This is a genomic window from Pradoshia sp. Z3_51 (genome assembly GCF_058215915.1).
On sequence record NZ_JBZAJC010000002.1, the window covers coordinates 382,797 to 401,215 of the forward strand.

Consider the following 18,419-nt stretch of genomic DNA (forward strand, 5'->3'; position numbering starts at 1 on the left):
ATGAGCCTACTAAAACTGGATTTGCAATTTTTTTCAGGGGAGAAAACAGAGAAGGCTACTCCTAAAAAAAGACAGGATGCAAGGAAAAAAGGGCAGGTTGCCAAAAGTCAGGATATCAATACAGCAGTTGTTTTGTTAGGGGTATTTCTCATTTTATATATAGCAGGTGGTTTTTTAAAAGATAGATTACTAGTTATTTTTAAGTATCCAATCAATCTATCTGCTACCTTCTCATATTCAGAAGCGGATTTATATTTAATGTTTATTGAACTTCTTAAACAAATGGCTATTATCTTGGGACCTATTATGTTAGCGGCTTTTATAGCCGGAATTATCGCTAATTTTGCGCAGGTAGGAGCCATGTTTTCAACCGAAACTATACAATTTAAGCTTGAAAAAATTGACCCAATAAAAGGGTTTAAACGGATTTTTTCAATGAGAGCGCTCGTCGAAATGCTCAAATCTATATTAAAGATTACGGTCATTGGAGTTATAACCTTTTATTCTATTTGGTCGCGGTTGGATGAAATTATGATGCTTTCAACTAAAACGATGGGGGCATCCTTAATTACACTTGCAGATATTACAGTCAAAACCGGTTTGTTTGCTTCGGGAGCTTTATTGTTTTTAGCCCTGTTGGACTATCTTTATCAACGTTTCGATTTTGAAAAGAGCATTCGAATGTCCAAACAGGAAATTAAACAAGAGTATAAAACAATCGAAGGAGATCCGATAATAAAGTCTCGAATCAAGCAAAAACAAAGAGAAATGGCCATGTCGAGAATGATGCAGGAGATACCAAAAGCTGATGTAGTAATTACGAATCCGACCCACTATGCGATTGCTTTAAAATATGACAAAAATCAGCTGGATGCACCATATGTAGTAGGAAAAGGGCTGGATTTTGTTGCCCAGAAAATAAAGCTTGTCGCTAAAGAAAATGATATTCCGATGATGGAAAACAGACCATTAGCAAGAGCATTGTACAATCAGGCAGATATCGGTCAGGCAATCCCTGAAGAGTTTTACAAAGGAGTGGCTGAGATTCTTGCGTACGTCTATAAACTGAAAGGCAAGTCGTAGGAAATATGATTAGCCTGATATCATTTTTGCCGTTTGATTATAGTTAGCATAATTAATCTAAGATATTGATAGATTCACGTTCTATTAATTACCCGTTAGGAGAGAAGTAGCATGCGAGCAAGAGATTTATCAGTTTTAATAGCCGTCATAATGATTGTAGCCATGTTAATTATCCCTTTACCAACATGGTTGATAAGTTTTTTAATCATGGTCAATATTTCTCTTGCCTTATTAGTATTATTGACTTCAATGAATACACAGGAACCTTTGCAATTTTCTATTTTCCCTTCCTTACTGTTGCTCCTCACGTTATTTAGACTCGGCCTTAATATTTCTACGACTAGAGCAATCCTGACACACGGGGATGCCGGTGGAGTCGTTCATGTATTCGGTGACTTTGTAGTTGGCGGTCAAGTGATCGTTGGATTGGTCGTTTTCCTAATCTTAATCATTATTCAATTCATTGTCATTACAAAAGGGGCTGAACGTGTAGCAGAGGTGGCAGCCCGATTTACGCTTGATGCAATGCCAGGTAAACAAATGAGTATTGATGCCGATTTAAATGCCGGAATGATTTCTGAACAAGAGGCGAGAACCAGACGTGATAAGGTGTCGAGAGAAGCTGATTTTTTTGGTTCGATGGATGGTGCCAGCAAGTTTGTTAAAGGTGACGCCATAGCCAGTATTATTATTGTCTTAATCAACCCTGATATTCGGAATGATTATCGGTGTTATGCAAATGGATTTATCATTTGGTGAGGCGGCTGTGAAATTTTCACTTTTATCTGTAGGGGACGGGATTGTCAGTCAGGTGCCAGCCTTACTGATTTCAACTGCGACAGGTATTATCGTGACGAGAGCAGCATCAGATGGCAATCTTGCTTCAGATATTACATCTCAGCTTTTTGCTTATCCACAAATGCTGTATATTGCTGCCGGAACTATTCTGTTATTAGGGCTTTTTACACCGATTAATAATTTTCTAACATTATTTATTTCTGGTCTATTGGCTTTGGGGGCTTATAAAGCTACATCTATTCAACAAAAAGAAAGCACTGTTTCTGAACTGGAACCAGATGATACCGCAGAAGCGGAAGAAATGAAAAGTCCGGAAAGCGTCATTAGTCTTCTCAGTATTGATCCGATTGAGTTTGAATTCGGTTATGGGTTAATTCCATTAGCGGATGCCAATCAGGGCGGAGACCTTTTGGACAGGGTGGTTATGATTCGCAGGCAGCTTGCTATTGAATTGGGTCTTGTTATACCCGTTGTAAGAATCAGAGATAATATTCAGCTTAAGCCTAATGAATATAGGCTGAAAATTAAAGGTGCTGAAATGGCCAGGGGTGAGCTTTTGTTAGATCACTATTTAGCGATGGCTCCAGGAATGGATGATGATTCTATTGAAGGAATTGATACGATAGAACCTTCCTTTGGGCTGCCGGCCAAGTGGATTACGGAAGAGACCAAGGAATATGCTGAAATGCTAGGCTATACCGTTGTGGATCCACCATCAGTTGTTTCCACACATATTACTGAAGTCATTAAAACAAATGCAGCTGATTTGATTGGGCGTCAGGAAACAAAACAATTAATTGAGCATCTCAGAGAGTCTGCACCAATTTTAATAGAAGAAGTTACGCCTAATCCTTTATCTGTAGGTGATATACAAAAAGTTCTGGCTAAATTATTGAGAGAAAAGGTCTCAATTAGGAACCTACCAGTTATTTTTGAAACCTTAGCTGATTTTGGAAGGATGACAAATGATACTGACATTTTAGCGGAATATGTTAGACAGGCACTTGCCCGTCAAATCACAAACCAATATGTAACGGGTGATAATTTAAAAGTGTTAACTCTTTCTGGAAGAGTTGAAAAAATCGTTGCCGACAGTGTTCAACAGACAGAACAAGGTAATTATCTATCGCTAGATCCGACTAACTCACAGAAAATCCTTGAATCAGTAGCAGGAAAGCTGGAGGAGCATGCCTTACTTGATCAGGCACCTGTATTGTTATGTTCACCAGCTGTAAGGATGTATGTGCGCCAGCTGACAGAGAGATATTTCCCGCAGCTTCCGGTGCTATCATATAACGAATTGGAAGCAAATATAGAGGTACAAAGTGTAGGGGTGGTGAATGCTGAATGAATGTGAAGAAGTTTACAGGGATATCCATGCAAGAAGTGATGAGTAAAATACGGGCGGAATTTGGAAATGATGCCGTCATATTAAATTCAAAAGTAGTCAATAGCAATGGTATTCTTGGTCTATTTAAAAAGAAATCATTTGAAGTGATTGCCGCATTGGATACCGATTCAGTGGAAAGTAAAAAAACAACATTCACGAAGGTAAATAAAGATACGATTCCATCCATAAAAAAGGAATCAATTGAACAACCTGTTCAATTTTCCAATTCAACAAAAAAAGATATCGATAACCCATCTAATGAAATACTTAAAAAATTGCACGATATGAAACAAATGTTATCACTAGAATCCAAATACAATCACTTTCCAGATCCATTAAGAGAATTACACCATCAGCTTGTTGTAATGGAGTTGGATAAGCATATAATCGACAAACTGTTGGAGTATCTATTGGGAAAATGGAGGAATAATCAAAGGTCTGCTGAAATAACTAAGGCGGACCTATCAGAGCTGGTCCATATCTACTTACTTGAACAATTAAAGAATTTTGCCGTTAATGGTGAGCAATTATTTAAGAGAAAATATATAAATATTGTAGGTCCGACTGGTGTTGGGAAAACCACTACAATTGCAAAAATTGCAGCTGAATATGTGATTAAGCATAATAAAAAAATTGCGTTCATCACTACGGACACCTATCGAATCGCAGCTATTGAACAATTGAAAACATATGCAGAGATATTGAGAGTACCAGTCGAAGTGGCGTATAACAGTGATGATTTTAAACAAGCTGCTGAGCGTTTTGCCCATTACGATCATGTATTTATAGATACAGCAGGCAGAAATTTTCGAAATCAGGAATTTGTTGAGGAACTTAAAGGGCTGATTGATTTTAATATCGATATGCTGACATATCTTGTCCTTTCCGCTACTTCCAAAGAGATTGATATGACAGCGATCTATAACCAGTTTTCCATAATACCCATTCACGGAGCTATTTTTACCAAATTAGATGAAACTGCCTATCATGGTTCCGTGGTGAATTTTATTCTTAAACATCATGTTCCAGTTATTTATATGACAAATGGACAAGATGTTCCCGATGATATTATTGCTGCCACCCCGGACAAAATTGTCAAAATGGTATGTGGAGGTCATTTATATGTATGACCAAGCGGAACTGCTTCGACAAAAGATACAATATAAAAAAGAAGAGCCATCTGCCAAAGTAATTGCAGTTGTAAGTGGAAAAGGCGGAGTCGGTAAATCCAATTTTTCATTAAATTTTTCAATTGGACTCGCTAAGCAAAATAAAAAAGTATTGATTATAGATATTGATGTAGGAATGGGAAATATCAATATCTTAATAGGCCAAACGGGCAGATATACAATAGCAAATCATTTTAATGAGGGGATCCCTCTAAGGATGGCTATTTCTGCTGGGCCTGAAGGAATCCATTATATTCCTGGGGGTACAGGTTTAACAAATTTTTTTAAAATGGATCAAAAACAATTTGCTCACTTTAGCCATCAATTTCAAAGCATTCTGGAAGAATATGATTTTATTATTTTGGATATGGGTGCGGGAATATCAGAACAATCCTTGCAATTTATCGTTTCTGCGAATGAATTGATTTATATTACAACACCAGAGCCAACGGCAATAACGGATGCTTATTCCATGATGAAATATCTTGTTAGCAGAACGGATGCACCGTTCTATCTTCTCTGTAACCGGGCTTCAAGCCGGAAAGAAGGCAATGAGGTCATTTTACGTTTAACGAGAGCTGCGCAACAGTTTTTACATAAAGAAATCGTGGCACTTGGGATTTTGCCAGATGATAAAACGGTACAAAAAGCAGTCATAAGACAAATTCCATTTATCCTCTTGAATTCTCGGGCTCCATCTAGTGAAGCACTAAACAAAATCATTGCTCAGTATATGGGAAGCGTGGATAAAGAGGGCAATTCACCTGCTTCGTTTATGAAAAAGATGAAGAATTTTCTTTCCGAAAGGCAGGCTTAAGATTTGGCTGCTATTAAAGTTCTAATCATTGAAGATTCACCTTTTATGAGAAAGTTGATAACTGAATTTTTACAAGAAGATGAACAAATTGAAGTGGTGGGCATTGCTAGAAATGGAGCAGATGGGCTTTTGAAAATGGAAAAGCTGAAACCTGATGTCATTACACTGGATATAGAAATGCCTGTAATGGACGGTATAACGACATTGCAGGTAATCATGGAAAAAAATCCAATGCCTGTGGTTATACTTTCCGGTACTAACAGATCGGGTGTAGATATGATTATGGAGAGCATGAAGCTTGGTGCAGTCAATTTTATCGAAAAGCCCTCTGGTTCATTTTCACAGGATTTACACAGAATTAAGAGTCTAATGATTCAGAAAGTGAAAGAGGCTGCCAAAGTAAATATGAGCGTGTTTGACCAAAATAATCGCCTGATGAATGTGCCGCCAATCGCTGAAATTTCACAGGAACTGAATCTGACTGAAAATGTCAAAGAAAAAAATACGGATGTTCCCTTGCAAAAAATTATTTGTATCGGAACCTCGACGGGAGGACCGCGAGCACTGTATACCGTATTGCCATTACTTAAAAAGATTACGGTACCTATTCTCATTGTACAGCATATGCCGGAAGGGTTTACAAAACACTTGGCTGAGAGACTAAATGAGTTGTCAGAAATAACTGTGAAGGAAGCTGAAGAGGGAGAAATTTTATGTAATGGAACAGCCTATATTGCACCTGGTGGATTTCATTTAAAAGCTTCAGTTCAAGCTGGTGTGCTGATTGCCAAATTGGATAAAACTAATTCCGTTAATGGCCACCGTCCATCGGTGGATGTCTTGTTTGATTCAGTTTCCGAACTGCCCCCTGTATACGAATGTGTAGCCGTTATTATGACAGGTATGGGATCAGATGGTACGAAGGGAATTATGAATTTAAGAAAGTTTAAAAAGTCCAGAATTATTGCTGAATCTGAAGAAACTTGTGTGGTCTATGGTATGCCAAAAGCGGCAATCGCTACGGGATTGGTGGATGAAATAATTCCTCTGGGTCATATAGCTGGAGTATTGAATGAAATTTGTAAGGGTGAGAGGTGAAGGTAAATGAGCTTGGATTTAGATCAATATTTAGAGGTTTTTATAGAAGAAAGCAAGGAACACTTACAAACTTGTAATGAACTATTATTGGAGCTCGAAAAAAATCCTGATGATGTCATGATTGTGCATGAAATTTTTAGGTCAGCCCATACATTAAAAGGAATGTCTGCGACAATGGGTTTTGATGATTTAGCACGATTAACTCATCAAATGGAAAATGTGTTGGATGAGATCCGAAATCAGCGAATAAAAGTTAATACCGACATTTTAGACATTGTATTTTTAGCTGTTGATGATTTGGAAGCAATGGTTTTATCGGTTGCAGATGGTGGAAACGGAAAAAGAGATGTCTCTTTAACAATAGAAAAATTAGAAAACATAGTAGCAGGTCAAATCGTTATGATAGGTTCTGCAGATAGAGAACATCCTGGTGCTCCGGTAGAAATGGAATCCCGTGCGGATATTTATGACGAATACGAATGGGCGGTCATGGAACAATCAATCGACCAAGGCTTTAAAGCTTACTCTGTTAAGGTGATTTTAAATGATGATTGTATCTTAAAAGCAGTCCGTGTTTTTATGGTTTATGAAATTTTTGCTGAACTGGGAGAAGTAATTAAGTCGGTTCCTCCCGTCGATGTTCTTGAGGAAGAAGATTTTGGGCAGGAGTTTACGGCAACGATCCTATCAAAACAATCTGCAATAGATATCGAACAGAGAATCTTAAAAGTATCAGAGCTTGAGTCTGTACGAGTTTCGCTGGTGCCGAATAAGACATCTAAGGATCAGGAATATAAAGCCACAAAGGATCTGGAAAATGCGAATCAGCTGCAGGTGCATTCAACAAAGCAGGTAAAGGGTAAGGAAGATGAAAAAGCTTCCTCTGTTAATACTGCAGTGGCTCATAGTAAGACGATACGGGTCAATATTGAGCGCCTTGACATATTAATGAATCTATTTGAAGAGTTAGTGATTGATCGCGGAAGACTCGAACAAATTTCGAAGGATTTAAAAGATGCAGAGCTGTTTGAAACAGTTGAACATATGACAAGAATTTCTGGTGATATGCAAACAATAATCCTAAATATGAGGATGGTACCAGTAGAAACAGTTTTTAATCGGTTTCCGCGTATGGTCAGGCAGCTTGCGCGTAATCTGAATAAACACATCCGTCTTGAAATTATTGGTGCGGAAACGGAGTTAGACCGGACTGTTATTGACGAAATTGGTGATCCTCTGCTGCATCTTTTACGAAACGCTTTGGATCATGGTATTGAAACACCGGAAGCTAGACGGGACAAGGGCAAGCCTGAAGAGGGTACAGTCATCCTGAAGGCTTATCATAGTGGCAACCACGTTTTTATAGAAATAGAAGATGATGGCGCTGGTATTAATACAGATGTGGTTGTAACAAAAGCAGTGGATAAAGGAATTATTACAGAAGAACAAGCTGAAATCATGACAGAACGTCAAAAAAACGAACTTCTTTTCGCTTCGGGTTTTTCCACAGCTAAGGAGATTTCTGATATATCAGGCCGGGGGGTTGGCTTAGATGTTGTGAAAAATACCATCGAATCTCTTGGTGGAAGTGTGTCTATTAATTCACGCCTAGGATATGGATCTATTTTTTCTGTGAAATTGCCACTTACCTTATCAATCATATCAGTCATGCTAGTTGAAGTTCAGGATGAAAAGTACGCAATTCCCTTATCTTCCATAATTGAAACGTATATCGTCCAAAGAGAAGAAGTATTAAGATCACATAATCAAGATGTCATTGACTTTAGAGGTAAGATTATCCCGCTCGTGTATCTGCATTCAATTCTTTCTATCCCTGTTTGTCGGGAGGAGGAAGACTTTTTGTCATTAGTAATTGTGCGTAATGGAGACAAGATGGCCGGGTTAGTTGTCAATTCATTCATTGGTCAGCAGGAAATCGTTTTAAAATCATTGGGTAATTACTTAAATTCTGTCTTCGCTGTTTCAGGAGCTACGATTCTCGGGGATGGTCAAGTTGCATTGATTATAGATTGCAATTCTCTTGTTAAGTAAGCAGGGCTGTAAGATAAGGAGGAGTTTATATGGCTGACAATGATAATAGACAGATGCAGAAAGTTATAGTCTTTGAGTTAGTGAATAAAGAATATGCAATACCTGTCGAGTATGTGCTGTCTATCGAAAAAGTATCAACTATTACAAGAGTTCCGGGTGTAGAACCCTTTGTGATGGGAGTAATTAATCTTAAAGGGACGATTACACCGATTATTGACCTTCGAATGCGGTTTGGCCTAGAGCAAAAAGAATATGATGAGTCTTCAAGGATTATCATTATTTCCTTTAATGAATTTGAAGTGGGATTGATTGTTGATTCAGCCAGGGATGTTTTAGAGTTTCCGGCTGATTTAATTGAACCGCAGCCTAAAGTTATCGGTATGCAGGAGATTGATTTTATAAATGGCGTTGTGAAGGTTGATAAACGTTTGTTGATATTAATCAAACTCGAACGAATTTTACAAGTACTTGGAACAACACAATCTATATAGGAAGAAGGCGGGCAGGACATGTCATATCTGGATTCCATAACACATCTCCAACTGGATACCTTAAAGGAAATTGGTAATATCGGTGCAGGTAATGCTGCGACTGCTTTATCTCTATTAGTGAACAAACCGGTTATGATGAGTGTCCCTTCCGTGAAAATTGCAACATTTGACGAAACAATGGAGCTTGCAGGAGGAGCGGATAATGTTGTAGCCAGTGTTTACATGAGAATAGAAGGTGACATCACCGGCAATATGTATTTTATCCTTTCTTTATCGCAGGCAACCAGATTTATTAACCAAATGACCGGTTCCAATCAATTTTCCTTTGATCATTCATTGGATGATGAAATTTCTTTATCTGCCCTGACAGAAATGGGCAATATTCTATCTGGCTCGTATTTATCTTCCTTGTCTGATTTTACTGGTATGAAAATATATCCTTCTGTTCCTGTGCTGGGGATTGATATGGTGGGAGCCTTGCTCGGGTATGGATTACTGGAATTTTCCCAAGTTGGCGATTATGCGATTATCATTGATACGGATTTTACCGAGTCTGATAGTAAGGAAGAAAAAGATGTAAATGGGCACTTTTTCTTACTGCCTGATCCTGAATCAGTTGATACACTCTTTTCCACATTGGGAGTGAATATGGAATGAATCCTCGTCACGAACAGGAAATTATCCGCGTTGGAATTGCAGATATGAATTTTGCTTATAAGGGTTCCATTATTAGAACAGCCGGTCTTGGATCTTGTGTTGGTGTTGTCCTTTACTGCCCATCTCAACAGATAGCAGGAATGGTTCATGTTATGCTGCCGGATTCCTCACTTGCGAGAGGTAAAACATTTAATAAAGCAAAATATGCAGATACTGCAATACCAGAGCTTATTAAACAATTCAAGAATAAGGGAATAAAAAGTCAATTGCTCAAGGCAAAACTTGCAGGTGGAGCGCAAATGTTTCAATTCAGTTCAGGAAGTGATCTGATGAGAATCGGACCGCGAAATGTAGATGCTGTGAAAATTCAGCTTATGGAAAATCATATCCAGATAATTGCTGAAGATGTTGGCGGAAACAGTGGAAGAACAATTGAATTTAATCCGATTACAAGTATATTGCACATTCGTATGGTTAATCAGGGTTCCTGCTCTATTTAAGTTTTCATTCGGTAAAGAGCGAAATTAAGGGAAATTTGTCGGATGTATATCTGTTGTTTTTTGTTATAATTTAATTACCATAATAAACCAACTAAGGGGAGGGTCAAAATGTCTCAAGTGAGTACCGGTGAAGAACAGACGTATTGGCATAAATGGCTTGAAGGCCGGGACGCGCAGGCTGGAGACATATTGGCAAAAAAATACTTGCCATTGGTCAGTTATCATGTACAACGAATTTCAGTGAACCTGCCTAAAAATGTGAATAGAGATGATATAAGAAGTTTAGCGAATATGGGTCTATTTGATGCTTTAGAAAAATTCGACCCATCCCGTGATTTAAAATTTGAGACCTATGCTTCCTTTCGAATTAGGGGAGCCATTATAGATGGATTGCGTAAAGAAGATTGGTTGCCAAGAAGTACGAGAGAAAAAGCAAAATTAATAGATTCGACTATAGAAGCGTTAGAGCAGAAGAATATGCGTAATATCACACCTGTTGAAATTGCCGAAGAATTAGGGATTACAGAGGATGAGGTTGTCAAAATCACGAATGAGAATTTCTTTTCCAATATTTTATCAATGGATGAACAGCCGCATGATACTCACTCGGAACAGGAAGCGCAATCGTATACAGTGAAAGACGAGCGCATGCTATCTCCTGAAGAAGCCCTTGTTAAAAAAGAATTGCTCAAAGAGATGGGAGACCTCATTCATAGGCTAAGTGAAAAAGAACAATTAGTGTTGGACTTATTTTATCGGCAGGAGCTGACTCTTACAGAGATCGGCTACATTTTGAAGCTATCGACTTCGAGAATTTCACAAATACATTCACGTGCACTATTTAAATTAAAAGAGTTATTAGCAAAAACAATCTACCGCTAAAGCTATTGGTTTGGGAGTGGAATAATGGATTTTCCATATAAACTAGAGGTTTCCCAAGATAAAATGAAGGCCTGGATTATACCTATAGGGAATCAGGCACAATCGGTTTCTGATAGACAAATAGATGAATGGCTTGTTTCTTTGCCGATTATCTTTGGCATAAAAAAGGAAACAAAAGTACATTTACTGAATACGGAGCAGGTTGTTTTTCCTTTATTGATTGCTGAAGGGAAATTACCGGAAAACGGACAGGATGGAGAATTAAAACTCGAATATACAAAGGGAATAGACACAGGGGAGCAACTGTTTAACTTCCGAAATGTAATGGATATCCCATCCTTCTCTACAGGAGATAAAATTGCGGCTGCATCTCAACCAACTTATGGTCTATTTGGAATGGATATTTTCGGAAATGAAATCAAACCGAAACCAGGCAAAAGAGCCGTCTATAAATTGGGACCCAATGTCATTGAACATGAATCAAGCCTCTATTCAACGATTAACGGACAAATCAGTATAGTAGGTCATACTATACAGGTTAATCCTGTTTTTTATGTAAAAGGAGATTTGAGCCTGGAGGTAGGCAATATTGATTTTGTTGGAAATGTGTATATTGAGGGCAATATACCCGTCGGTTATACGATTTCGTGCGGTGGCGATTTAAAAGTTTTCGGTATGATTGAGGGATCAGACATTAATGTTGGCGGCTCGGTTATTGTCAAGGGCGGAATTACTGGGGAAAAGAATTGCAGTATTCGAACAGGCGGAGATCTATACGCCTTATACATAAACTATGCAAATGTAATATCAAGCGGTAATATCATTATTCAACATGCTATTCTCCATAGTTTTGTAACTTCCATGAAATCTGTAACCTGTAAAAAAGGACATCTAATAGGCGGAGTTTTAAGGGCTGGCAAGAGAGTGGAACTGATGGATGCAGGGAATTTACACTATACACGTACTGAAATACATATCGGAAATAATGATGCAATTGAAATGATTAAGCAGGATTTGGATTCTCGTTATCAAAAAATGCAAAAAACACTCTCGAAACTCTCGTATATAGCTGTGAAGCTTGAAGAAAAAACAAGGTTATCGAATGACAAAAAGGATGCTCTTTTGCTGGAAAAACAAAGGAAAACAAAAGATTTTTTAGTGGATGAAATGAAAAAACTTAAGCAAGAGAGATTAATGTTAGATTATGAGCTGCAAATCGATGAGGAATTAATTATTAACGGTGCATGCTACCCTAATCTTTATATAAAAATGGGTAAGTATAGCATGCCTCTGAATCAAAATTACCAGTCAGTGAGATTTACTGATAAGGGAAACGAGATATCTGTTTATCCGCTCTAAAAGGGGGCAATGAATCATGAGTTTAAAAGCGATTGAATTGCAAGTTGCAATACCCAGAACGCAGGATGCAGGTAAAATCCAGGAGCTGTTGCAGAATCGTAGTCAACAACTGATTGAGCATGCTTCCGAACAGGAAAAAAAGAGTACAAGAGCAAAAAATGAAACAGTACTTAGGCAAGAAAAGAATAGCTCGGTTGATTGGAATAATCATTCCAAGGGCCGGCAGCAGGAAAAACGGCGGCAGAATGATGAATCTACTAAAAATCATTCTGCCTTTTCGCAAGCAGAAACCCAACCTTATAAGGGAAAGAGAATAGATTTTTCGGGATAAGAGGAGACAAAATGACATTTATACTCATAGTAAGCATCATGGTCAATATGGTGGCTGTTTTAGCAATTGTTATCCTTTATTTGAGGCAGAATCGTCTTATTCAATTCGAGAAGGAATGTAAAGAATATCAAAAAGAAGTTGAGGAACTAATCCATACGTTTATAATCGAAATGAAGGAAGAAAACGATGAAATTAAACAGTTGTTTGTGGGTGATACTGGTAAGATATCACGCACTGAAGGACCTCGAAAGCTATCTGATCAAGAAGAGAAAATAGATCACACTATGACAGGGTTACCAAATGGATATAGACAGCAGAGTGCACGGAATGCCTACGAAAATACGAGCCGGCAATCCGTTACGAATCATCTTAAGGAAGAAAAAACGGAATCAGATGTTATCGACCAAGATTTAGAACGAGTCCCTATATTGGCTGAGGCCCAGAATATGAAGAATCAAGGGAAAACAATTGAGGAAATTGCAAAAAAAATGGGCCGTGGCAAAACAGAAATTGACCTTTTATTTAAATTAAATCAAAAGTAAAGTAAAAAGACTTGATTGTATGCTGAGATTATGCTATATTATGACATGGTGTTAATACACACGCTTGAGGATTTGGACTGATCGTGCTGTAAACCTACAGTTTCAGCCTGAAAATGATTTGAGCGGAGGAAAAACAAAACATAGGAGGAACAAACATGTCTGTAATTTCAATGAAACAACTGCTTGAAGCAGGTGTACACTTCGGGCACCAAACTCGTCGTTGGAACCCAAAAATGAAAAAATATATTTTCACGGAGCGTAATGGTATCTACATTATTGACCTTCAAAAAACGGTTAAAAAAGTAGAAGAAGCTTATAACTTCGTAAGAGACTTGGCTGCTGATGGCGGTACTATGCTTTTCGTTGGTACTAAAAAGCAAGCTCAAGATTCTGTAAAAGAAGAAGCTGGCCGTGCTGGTATGTACTATGTTAACCAACGTTGGTTAGGTGGTACATTAACAAACTTCGTAACAATTCAAAAACGTATTGCACGTCTTAAAGAAATCGAAAAAATGGAAGAAAACGGAACATTTGAAGTTCTTCCTAAAAAAGAAGTTATTCAATTGAAAAAAGAACAAGAGCGTCTTGAAAAATTCTTAGGCGGTATCAAGGATATGAAACAAATCCCTGATGCATTGTTCATCATTGACCCACGTAAAGAGCGTATCGCTGTTGCGGAAGCTCATAAATTGAATATTCCAATCGTAGGTATCGTTGATACAAACTGTGATCCGGATGAAATCGATTATGTAATCCCTGCAAACGATGATGCAATCCGTGCTGTTAAATTGCTTACTGGTAAAATGGCTGATGCTATCCTTGAAGGTAAACAAGGTGAAGAAACAGCTCCAGTTGCAGAAGAAACAGTAGTTGAAGAAACTGTTGAAGCAGAAGAAGCAACTACAGTTGAAAATGCTTAATTGATTTTTTAAAGGTGATAAGAGGACAGTGCCTTTTATCACCTTTTTTTGAAATAAAATAGAGTGGTGTATACGGATTCGCACACTGCTACATACTGATTTTATCGGATGATATAAAGGAGGAAGACCAAATGGCTATTACTGCTCAAATGGTTAAAGAATTACGTGAAAAAACTGGTGCAGGTATGATGGACTGCAAAAAAGCACTACAAGAAACAAGCGGTGACATGGATAAAGCAATCGATTACCTTCGTGAAAAAGGTATTGCGAAAGCGGCTAAAAAAGGCGATCGTATTGCTGCTGAAGGTTTAACTTCTATCGTTGTTGAAGGCGATAAAGCAGTTATCCTTGAAGTAAATGCTGAAACAGATTTCGTTGCTAAAAATGAAGCATTCCAAACTCTTGTAAAAGAATTGGCTGCACATCTTTTAACAAATGAACCTGCAAATGTTGAGGAAGCTTTAACTCAAACAATGACTAACGGTGCAACTGTTGCTGACCACATCAATGCTGCTATTGCAAAAATTGGTGAGCGCATCACTCTTCGTCGTTTTGAAATCAAAACAAAACCTGAAAACGGAGCTTTCGGAGCTTACATCCACCAAGGCGGACGTATCAGCGTATTAACTATCGTTGAAGGTACAACTGAAGAAGCGGTTGCGAAAGATGTTTCTATGCACATCGCTGCTTTAAACCCTAAATACGTATCACGTGACCAAGTTACTGCTGAAGAAGTTGAACATGAGCGTCAAGTTCTAACACAACAAGCATTAAACGAAGGAAAACCTGAAAAAATCGTTGCGAAAATGGTTGAAGGCCGTCTAGGTAAATATTTTGAAGAAATTTGTGTACTGGATCAAACATTCGTTAAAAATCCAGATCAAAAAGTTGGTCAATTTGTACAAGCTAATGGCGCTACAATCGTTGAGTTCGTACGTTACGAAGTAGGAGAAGGTATCGAGAAGAAACAAGATAACTTCGCTGAAGAAGTAATGAGCCAAATTAAAAAAGACTAATCTAATTACATGTGTATAGCATAAAAATAGGGGACACGTTGTGTTCCCTATTTTTCAAGAATACATTTCCTTAAAATAAACAGAGTATTAGATGAGGATATCGACTATTAAAGCTTGCGATAGATCGATAACTAATGACGGTGGAGGTTACTATGAGCAGCGTAAAGTATAAAAGAGTTGTATTAAAGTTAAGTGGAGAGGCACTTGCCGGTGCTCAAGGATTTGGGATTGACCCAACCATAATTTTTTCAGTTGCTAAACAAGTGAAAGAAGTTGCGGAGCTTGGTGTAGAAGTCGCAGTAGTGGTTGGTGGCGGAAATATTTGGCGCGGCAAAACAGGCAGTGAACTTGGAATGGACCGTGCAACTGCCGATTATATGGGAATGCTTGCAACAGTCATGAATTCACTTGCGCTTCAGGATAGTTTGGAACAACAAGGGATTGAGACACGTGTCCAAACATCTATTGAAATGAGACAAGTAGCTGAGCCTTATATCCGTCGCAGAGCAATCCGCCATTTAGAGAAAACACGTGTGGTTATCTTTGCTGCAGGTACTGGAAATCCATATTTCTCTACAGATACGACAGCAGCTTTACGGGCTGCCGAAATAGAAGCAGATGTCATTCTTATGGGTAAAAATAATGTTGATGGTGTATATAGTGCAGACCCTGTATTAGATAGCACTGCCGTTAAATATGATAAACTTTCTTATCTTGATTTAATTAAGGATGGTTTATCTGTAATGGACTCCACAGCATCATCTTTATGTATGGATAATGACATTCCACTAATTGTCTTCTCAATAATGGAAGAAGGAAATATTAAACGTGCCGTTATGGGTGAAACTATAGGTACTATTGTTAGGGGGAAAGAATAATGGCAAAACAAGTTATAGACAATACGAAGGAAAAGATGAATAAAGGAATTCAGGCATTCTCCAGAGAATTAGCCTCTATCCGTGCAGGTCGTGCTAGTGCATCCCTTTTAGACAGATTGACTGTAAATTATTATGGAGCACCTACACCTGTAAATCAGCTTGGGTCAATCAACGTTCCGGAAGCTCGTATGCTGGTTATTACACCTTATGACAAAACCATTCTTGGTGATATTGAAAAGGCAATTCTGAAATCTGATCTTGGACTTAACCCAGTGAACGATGGTAATATTATTCGTTTAAGTGTTCCTGCACTAACCGAAGAACGTCGTCGTGACCTTGTTAAACAAGTGAAGAAGGAAGCTGAAGAAGCGAAAGTTGCGATTCGTAATGTACGCCGTGATGGTAATGATGACCTTAAAAAGCTAGAGAAAAACGGGGAAATTACAGAAGATGCACTTCGTGGATATTCTGATGACGTTCAAAAAATGACGGATGATCATATCGCGAAAATCGATGCTCTTGCTAAAGATAAAGAAAAGGAAATCATGGAAGTTTGATTTTTATATCATAAAGCCCCTTTTATCTAAAGGGGCTTTTTTGTTACACCTAGTATGTATTAGGTGACGAAATTATATAATAACAGAATCATACAGTGTGTCCAAAAAGGTTAACTGTTAGAAATCCATAAAACTGCCAGGAAACAAACATACAAACAGAAATGTTTGTGACAATTAAATGTGGTATGATAGGTTATGGAATTTGTACTAAGGCTAAATGATCAAATATACATAAGCAGGGAAGATTAATTCCTTTTGGAGGAAATAACATGTTTGGATGGAAGATAGTTAAGAAAAAAGGGAAACAGTATTCTATACCAGAAAGAATAGAAAAGGTAAAACAAAATAAAATACCAGACCATATTGCCATTATTATGGATGGGAATGGCCGGTGGGCAAGAAAAAGAGCACTGCCAAGAGTAGCTGGACATCATGAGGGTATGAAGGTCGTGCGTAAAACGACTAAATTAGCTAATGAATTGGGAGTTAAGGTTTTAACGGTTTATGCCTTTTCAACTGAGAATTGGAAACGTCCAAAAGATGAAGTAGATTATTTGTTAAAATTACCCGAAGAATTTCTAGGAACGTTTTTGCCGGAATTAATGGAGGAAAATGTTAAGGTGCAAATTATGGGTGATCAAAAGAGGCTGCCTTTGCATACTGTCAATGCAGTCACTACAGCATTAGATCAAACTAAAGATAATGATGGTCTAATTTTAAATTTCGCTCTTAATTATGGAAGCCGTGCAGAAATCCTCGAAGGTGTAAAAAAAGCCGCAACTGATATGAAAGATGGTCGTTTGGAAGAAAGCGATTTGACAGAAGAACGATTCTCTGAGTATTTGATGACCAATCAGCTGATGGATCCGGATTTATTAATCAGAACGAGCGGCGAAATTCGACTGAGCAACTTTATGTTATGGCAATTAGCCTATACGGAGTTTTATTTTACAGATGTATTGTGGCCGGACTTCAATGACCATGAATTGCTCAATGCAATTGAAGAATTCCAGGGCAGATCGAGAAGATACGGCGGCGTATAATGAGGAAGGCAGGGGTTTTAGGATGAAACAAAGAATCATTACTGCGATAGTCGCGATTGCATTATTTTTACCGATATTAATTTATGGAAATATTCCGTTTCTTATTTTAATCTATGCGATGGCGACAATTGGATTATATGAACTACTTAAGATGAAGAAAATGCCGCTAATGACGATATCATCGTTACTATCGTTTTTATTAGTATGGGTTTTATTGATACCTGATCGTTACAGTAGTTTCTTTGATATGATTCAATACGATAAAATGGATATAGTTATTATCATTGCATTTTTGTTATTAGTGATTACGGTAATTTCTAAAAATGCTTTTACGTTTGATGATGCGGCTTTTCTATTGTTGTCTTCTCTATACATAGGTGTAGCTTTTTATTACTTTTTTGGGACAAGAGATGTTGAGAATGGCCTCTTAATGATACTTTTTGTATTAATTACGATTTGGGTTACTGATTCAGGTGCCTATTTTGTAGGGCGATCTTTAGGAAAACGAAAGCTTTGGCCGGAAATCAGCCCAAATAAAACAGTAGAAGGATTCCTTGGTGGAGTTGGAAGTGCATTAGTTGTTGCAATTCTGTTCTATTTTTTCTCTAATTTGGACTACAATATAAGTAAGCTGATTATAATGGCATTATTAATTTCGATTTTTGGGCAGTTGGGTGATCTTGTACAATCTGCATATAAAAGGCATTATGGTGTTAAGGATTCCGGTAATATCTTACCGGGACATGGAGGAATTTTGGACAGATTTGATAGTTTGATTTTTATTCTTCCCATATTGCACTTCTTCATTTTTTAAACGTAACTATACAATTGCTGGG

At 37.8% G+C, this 18,419-nt stretch carries 18 protein-coding genes and 1 pseudogene; all 19 read left to right on the plus strand.

Annotation, left to right across the window (positions count from 1 at the left end; genetic code table 11):
• Positions 1–1,083: a flagellar biosynthesis protein FlhB gene (gene flhB / locus AC4BHA_RS05515; protein ID WP_490558264.1), complete on the plus strand. Its 1,083-nt coding sequence runs from the start codon at positions 1–3 to the stop codon at positions 1,081–1,083.
• Positions 1,084–1,194: 111 nt separating this feature from the next.
• A pseudogene (gene flhA, locus AC4BHA_RS05520) lies at positions 1,195–3,232 on the plus strand (flagellar biosynthesis protein FlhA).
• The gene (gene flhF / locus AC4BHA_RS05525) at positions 3,229–4,401 is read left to right on the plus strand and encodes a flagellar biosynthesis GTPase FlhF (RefSeq protein ID WP_139891237.1); all 1,173 of its coding nucleotides are present in this window, start codon (positions 3,229–3,231) and stop codon (positions 4,399–4,401) included. The pseudogene flhA and the gene flhF overlap by 4 nt, the downstream one beginning before the upstream one ends.
• Positions 4,394–5,257, plus strand: coding sequence for a MinD/ParA family protein (locus AC4BHA_RS05530; RefSeq protein WP_490558265.1), 864 nt, complete (start codon positions 4,394–4,396; stop codon positions 5,255–5,257). The genes flhF and AC4BHA_RS05530 overlap by 8 nt, the downstream gene beginning before the upstream one ends.
• Positions 5,258–5,260: 3 nt before the next feature.
• On the plus strand, positions 5,261–6,355 hold the full coding sequence (locus tag AC4BHA_RS05535) for a protein-glutamate methylesterase/protein-glutamine glutaminase (RefSeq protein WP_139891236.1): 1,095 nt from the start codon (positions 5,261–5,263) through the stop codon (positions 6,353–6,355).
• A 12-nt stretch (positions 6,356–6,367) separates the two neighbouring features.
• On the plus strand, positions 6,368–8,407 hold the full coding sequence (locus AC4BHA_RS05540; protein ID WP_139891558.1) for a chemotaxis protein CheA: 2,040 nt from the start codon (positions 6,368–6,370) through the stop codon (positions 8,405–8,407).
• 29 nt (positions 8,408–8,436) lie between these two features.
• On the plus strand, positions 8,437–8,898 hold the full coding sequence (locus tag AC4BHA_RS05545) for a chemotaxis protein CheW (protein ID WP_139891235.1): 462 nt from the start codon (positions 8,437–8,439) through the stop codon (positions 8,896–8,898).
• An 18-nt stretch (positions 8,899–8,916) separates the two neighbouring features.
• Positions 8,917–9,555, plus strand: a complete 639-nt coding sequence (locus AC4BHA_RS05550) for a chemotaxis protein CheC (protein WP_490558266.1) — start codon at positions 8,917–8,919, stop codon at positions 9,553–9,555.
• A complete protein-coding gene (locus AC4BHA_RS05555; protein ID WP_490558267.1) occupies positions 9,552–10,055 on the plus strand; it encodes a chemotaxis protein CheD in 504 nt (167 codons plus the stop codon). Before AC4BHA_RS05550 ends, AC4BHA_RS05555 begins: the two co-directional genes overlap by 4 nt.
• A 108-nt stretch (positions 10,056–10,163) precedes the next feature.
• Positions 10,164–10,937: a FliA/WhiG family RNA polymerase sigma factor gene (locus AC4BHA_RS05560; protein WP_140461277.1), complete on the plus strand. Its 774-nt coding sequence runs from the start codon at positions 10,164–10,166 to the stop codon at positions 10,935–10,937.
• 24 nt (positions 10,938–10,961) lie between these two features.
• On the plus strand, positions 10,962–12,296 hold the full coding sequence (locus AC4BHA_RS05565; protein WP_490558268.1) for a flagellar assembly protein A: 1,335 nt from the start codon (positions 10,962–10,964) through the stop codon (positions 12,294–12,296).
• Between the two features lie 16 nt (positions 12,297–12,312).
• Positions 12,313–12,627 (plus strand): hypothetical protein, encoded by a 315-nt coding sequence (locus AC4BHA_RS05570; protein WP_066100375.1) that lies wholly within the window; start codon positions 12,313–12,315, stop codon positions 12,625–12,627.
• A gap of 11 nt (positions 12,628–12,638) precedes the next feature.
• Positions 12,639–13,169, plus strand: coding sequence for a hypothetical protein (locus AC4BHA_RS05575; protein WP_066100372.1), 531 nt, complete (start codon positions 12,639–12,641; stop codon positions 13,167–13,169).
• A gap of 155 nt (positions 13,170–13,324) precedes the next feature.
• Positions 13,325–14,089 (plus strand): 30S ribosomal protein S2, encoded by a 765-nt coding sequence (gene rpsB, locus AC4BHA_RS05580; protein WP_066100370.1) that lies wholly within the window; start codon positions 13,325–13,327, stop codon positions 14,087–14,089.
• A 131-nt stretch (positions 14,090–14,220) separates the two neighbouring features.
• On the plus strand, positions 14,221–15,105 hold the full coding sequence (gene tsf, locus AC4BHA_RS05585; protein ID WP_066100367.1) for a translation elongation factor Ts: 885 nt from the start codon (positions 14,221–14,223) through the stop codon (positions 15,103–15,105).
• Positions 15,106–15,257: 152 nt separating this feature from the next.
• A complete protein-coding gene (pyrH, locus tag AC4BHA_RS05590; RefSeq protein ID WP_066100364.1) occupies positions 15,258–15,983 on the plus strand; it encodes a UMP kinase in 726 nt (241 codons plus the stop codon).
• On the plus strand, positions 15,983–16,540 hold the full coding sequence (gene frr / locus AC4BHA_RS05595) for a ribosome recycling factor (protein ID WP_066100363.1): 558 nt from the start codon (positions 15,983–15,985) through the stop codon (positions 16,538–16,540). Before pyrH ends, frr begins: the two co-directional genes overlap by 1 nt.
• A 269-nt stretch (positions 16,541–16,809) precedes the next feature.
• Positions 16,810–17,583: an undecaprenyl pyrophosphate synthase gene (uppS, locus tag AC4BHA_RS05600; RefSeq protein WP_490558269.1), complete on the plus strand. Its 774-nt coding sequence runs from the start codon at positions 16,810–16,812 to the stop codon at positions 17,581–17,583.
• Between the two features lie 22 nt (positions 17,584–17,605).
• A complete protein-coding gene (locus AC4BHA_RS05605) occupies positions 17,606–18,397 on the plus strand; it encodes a phosphatidate cytidylyltransferase (protein ID WP_490558270.1) in 792 nt (263 codons plus the stop codon).
• The last annotated feature ends 22 nt before the right edge of the window (positions 18,398–18,419 follow it).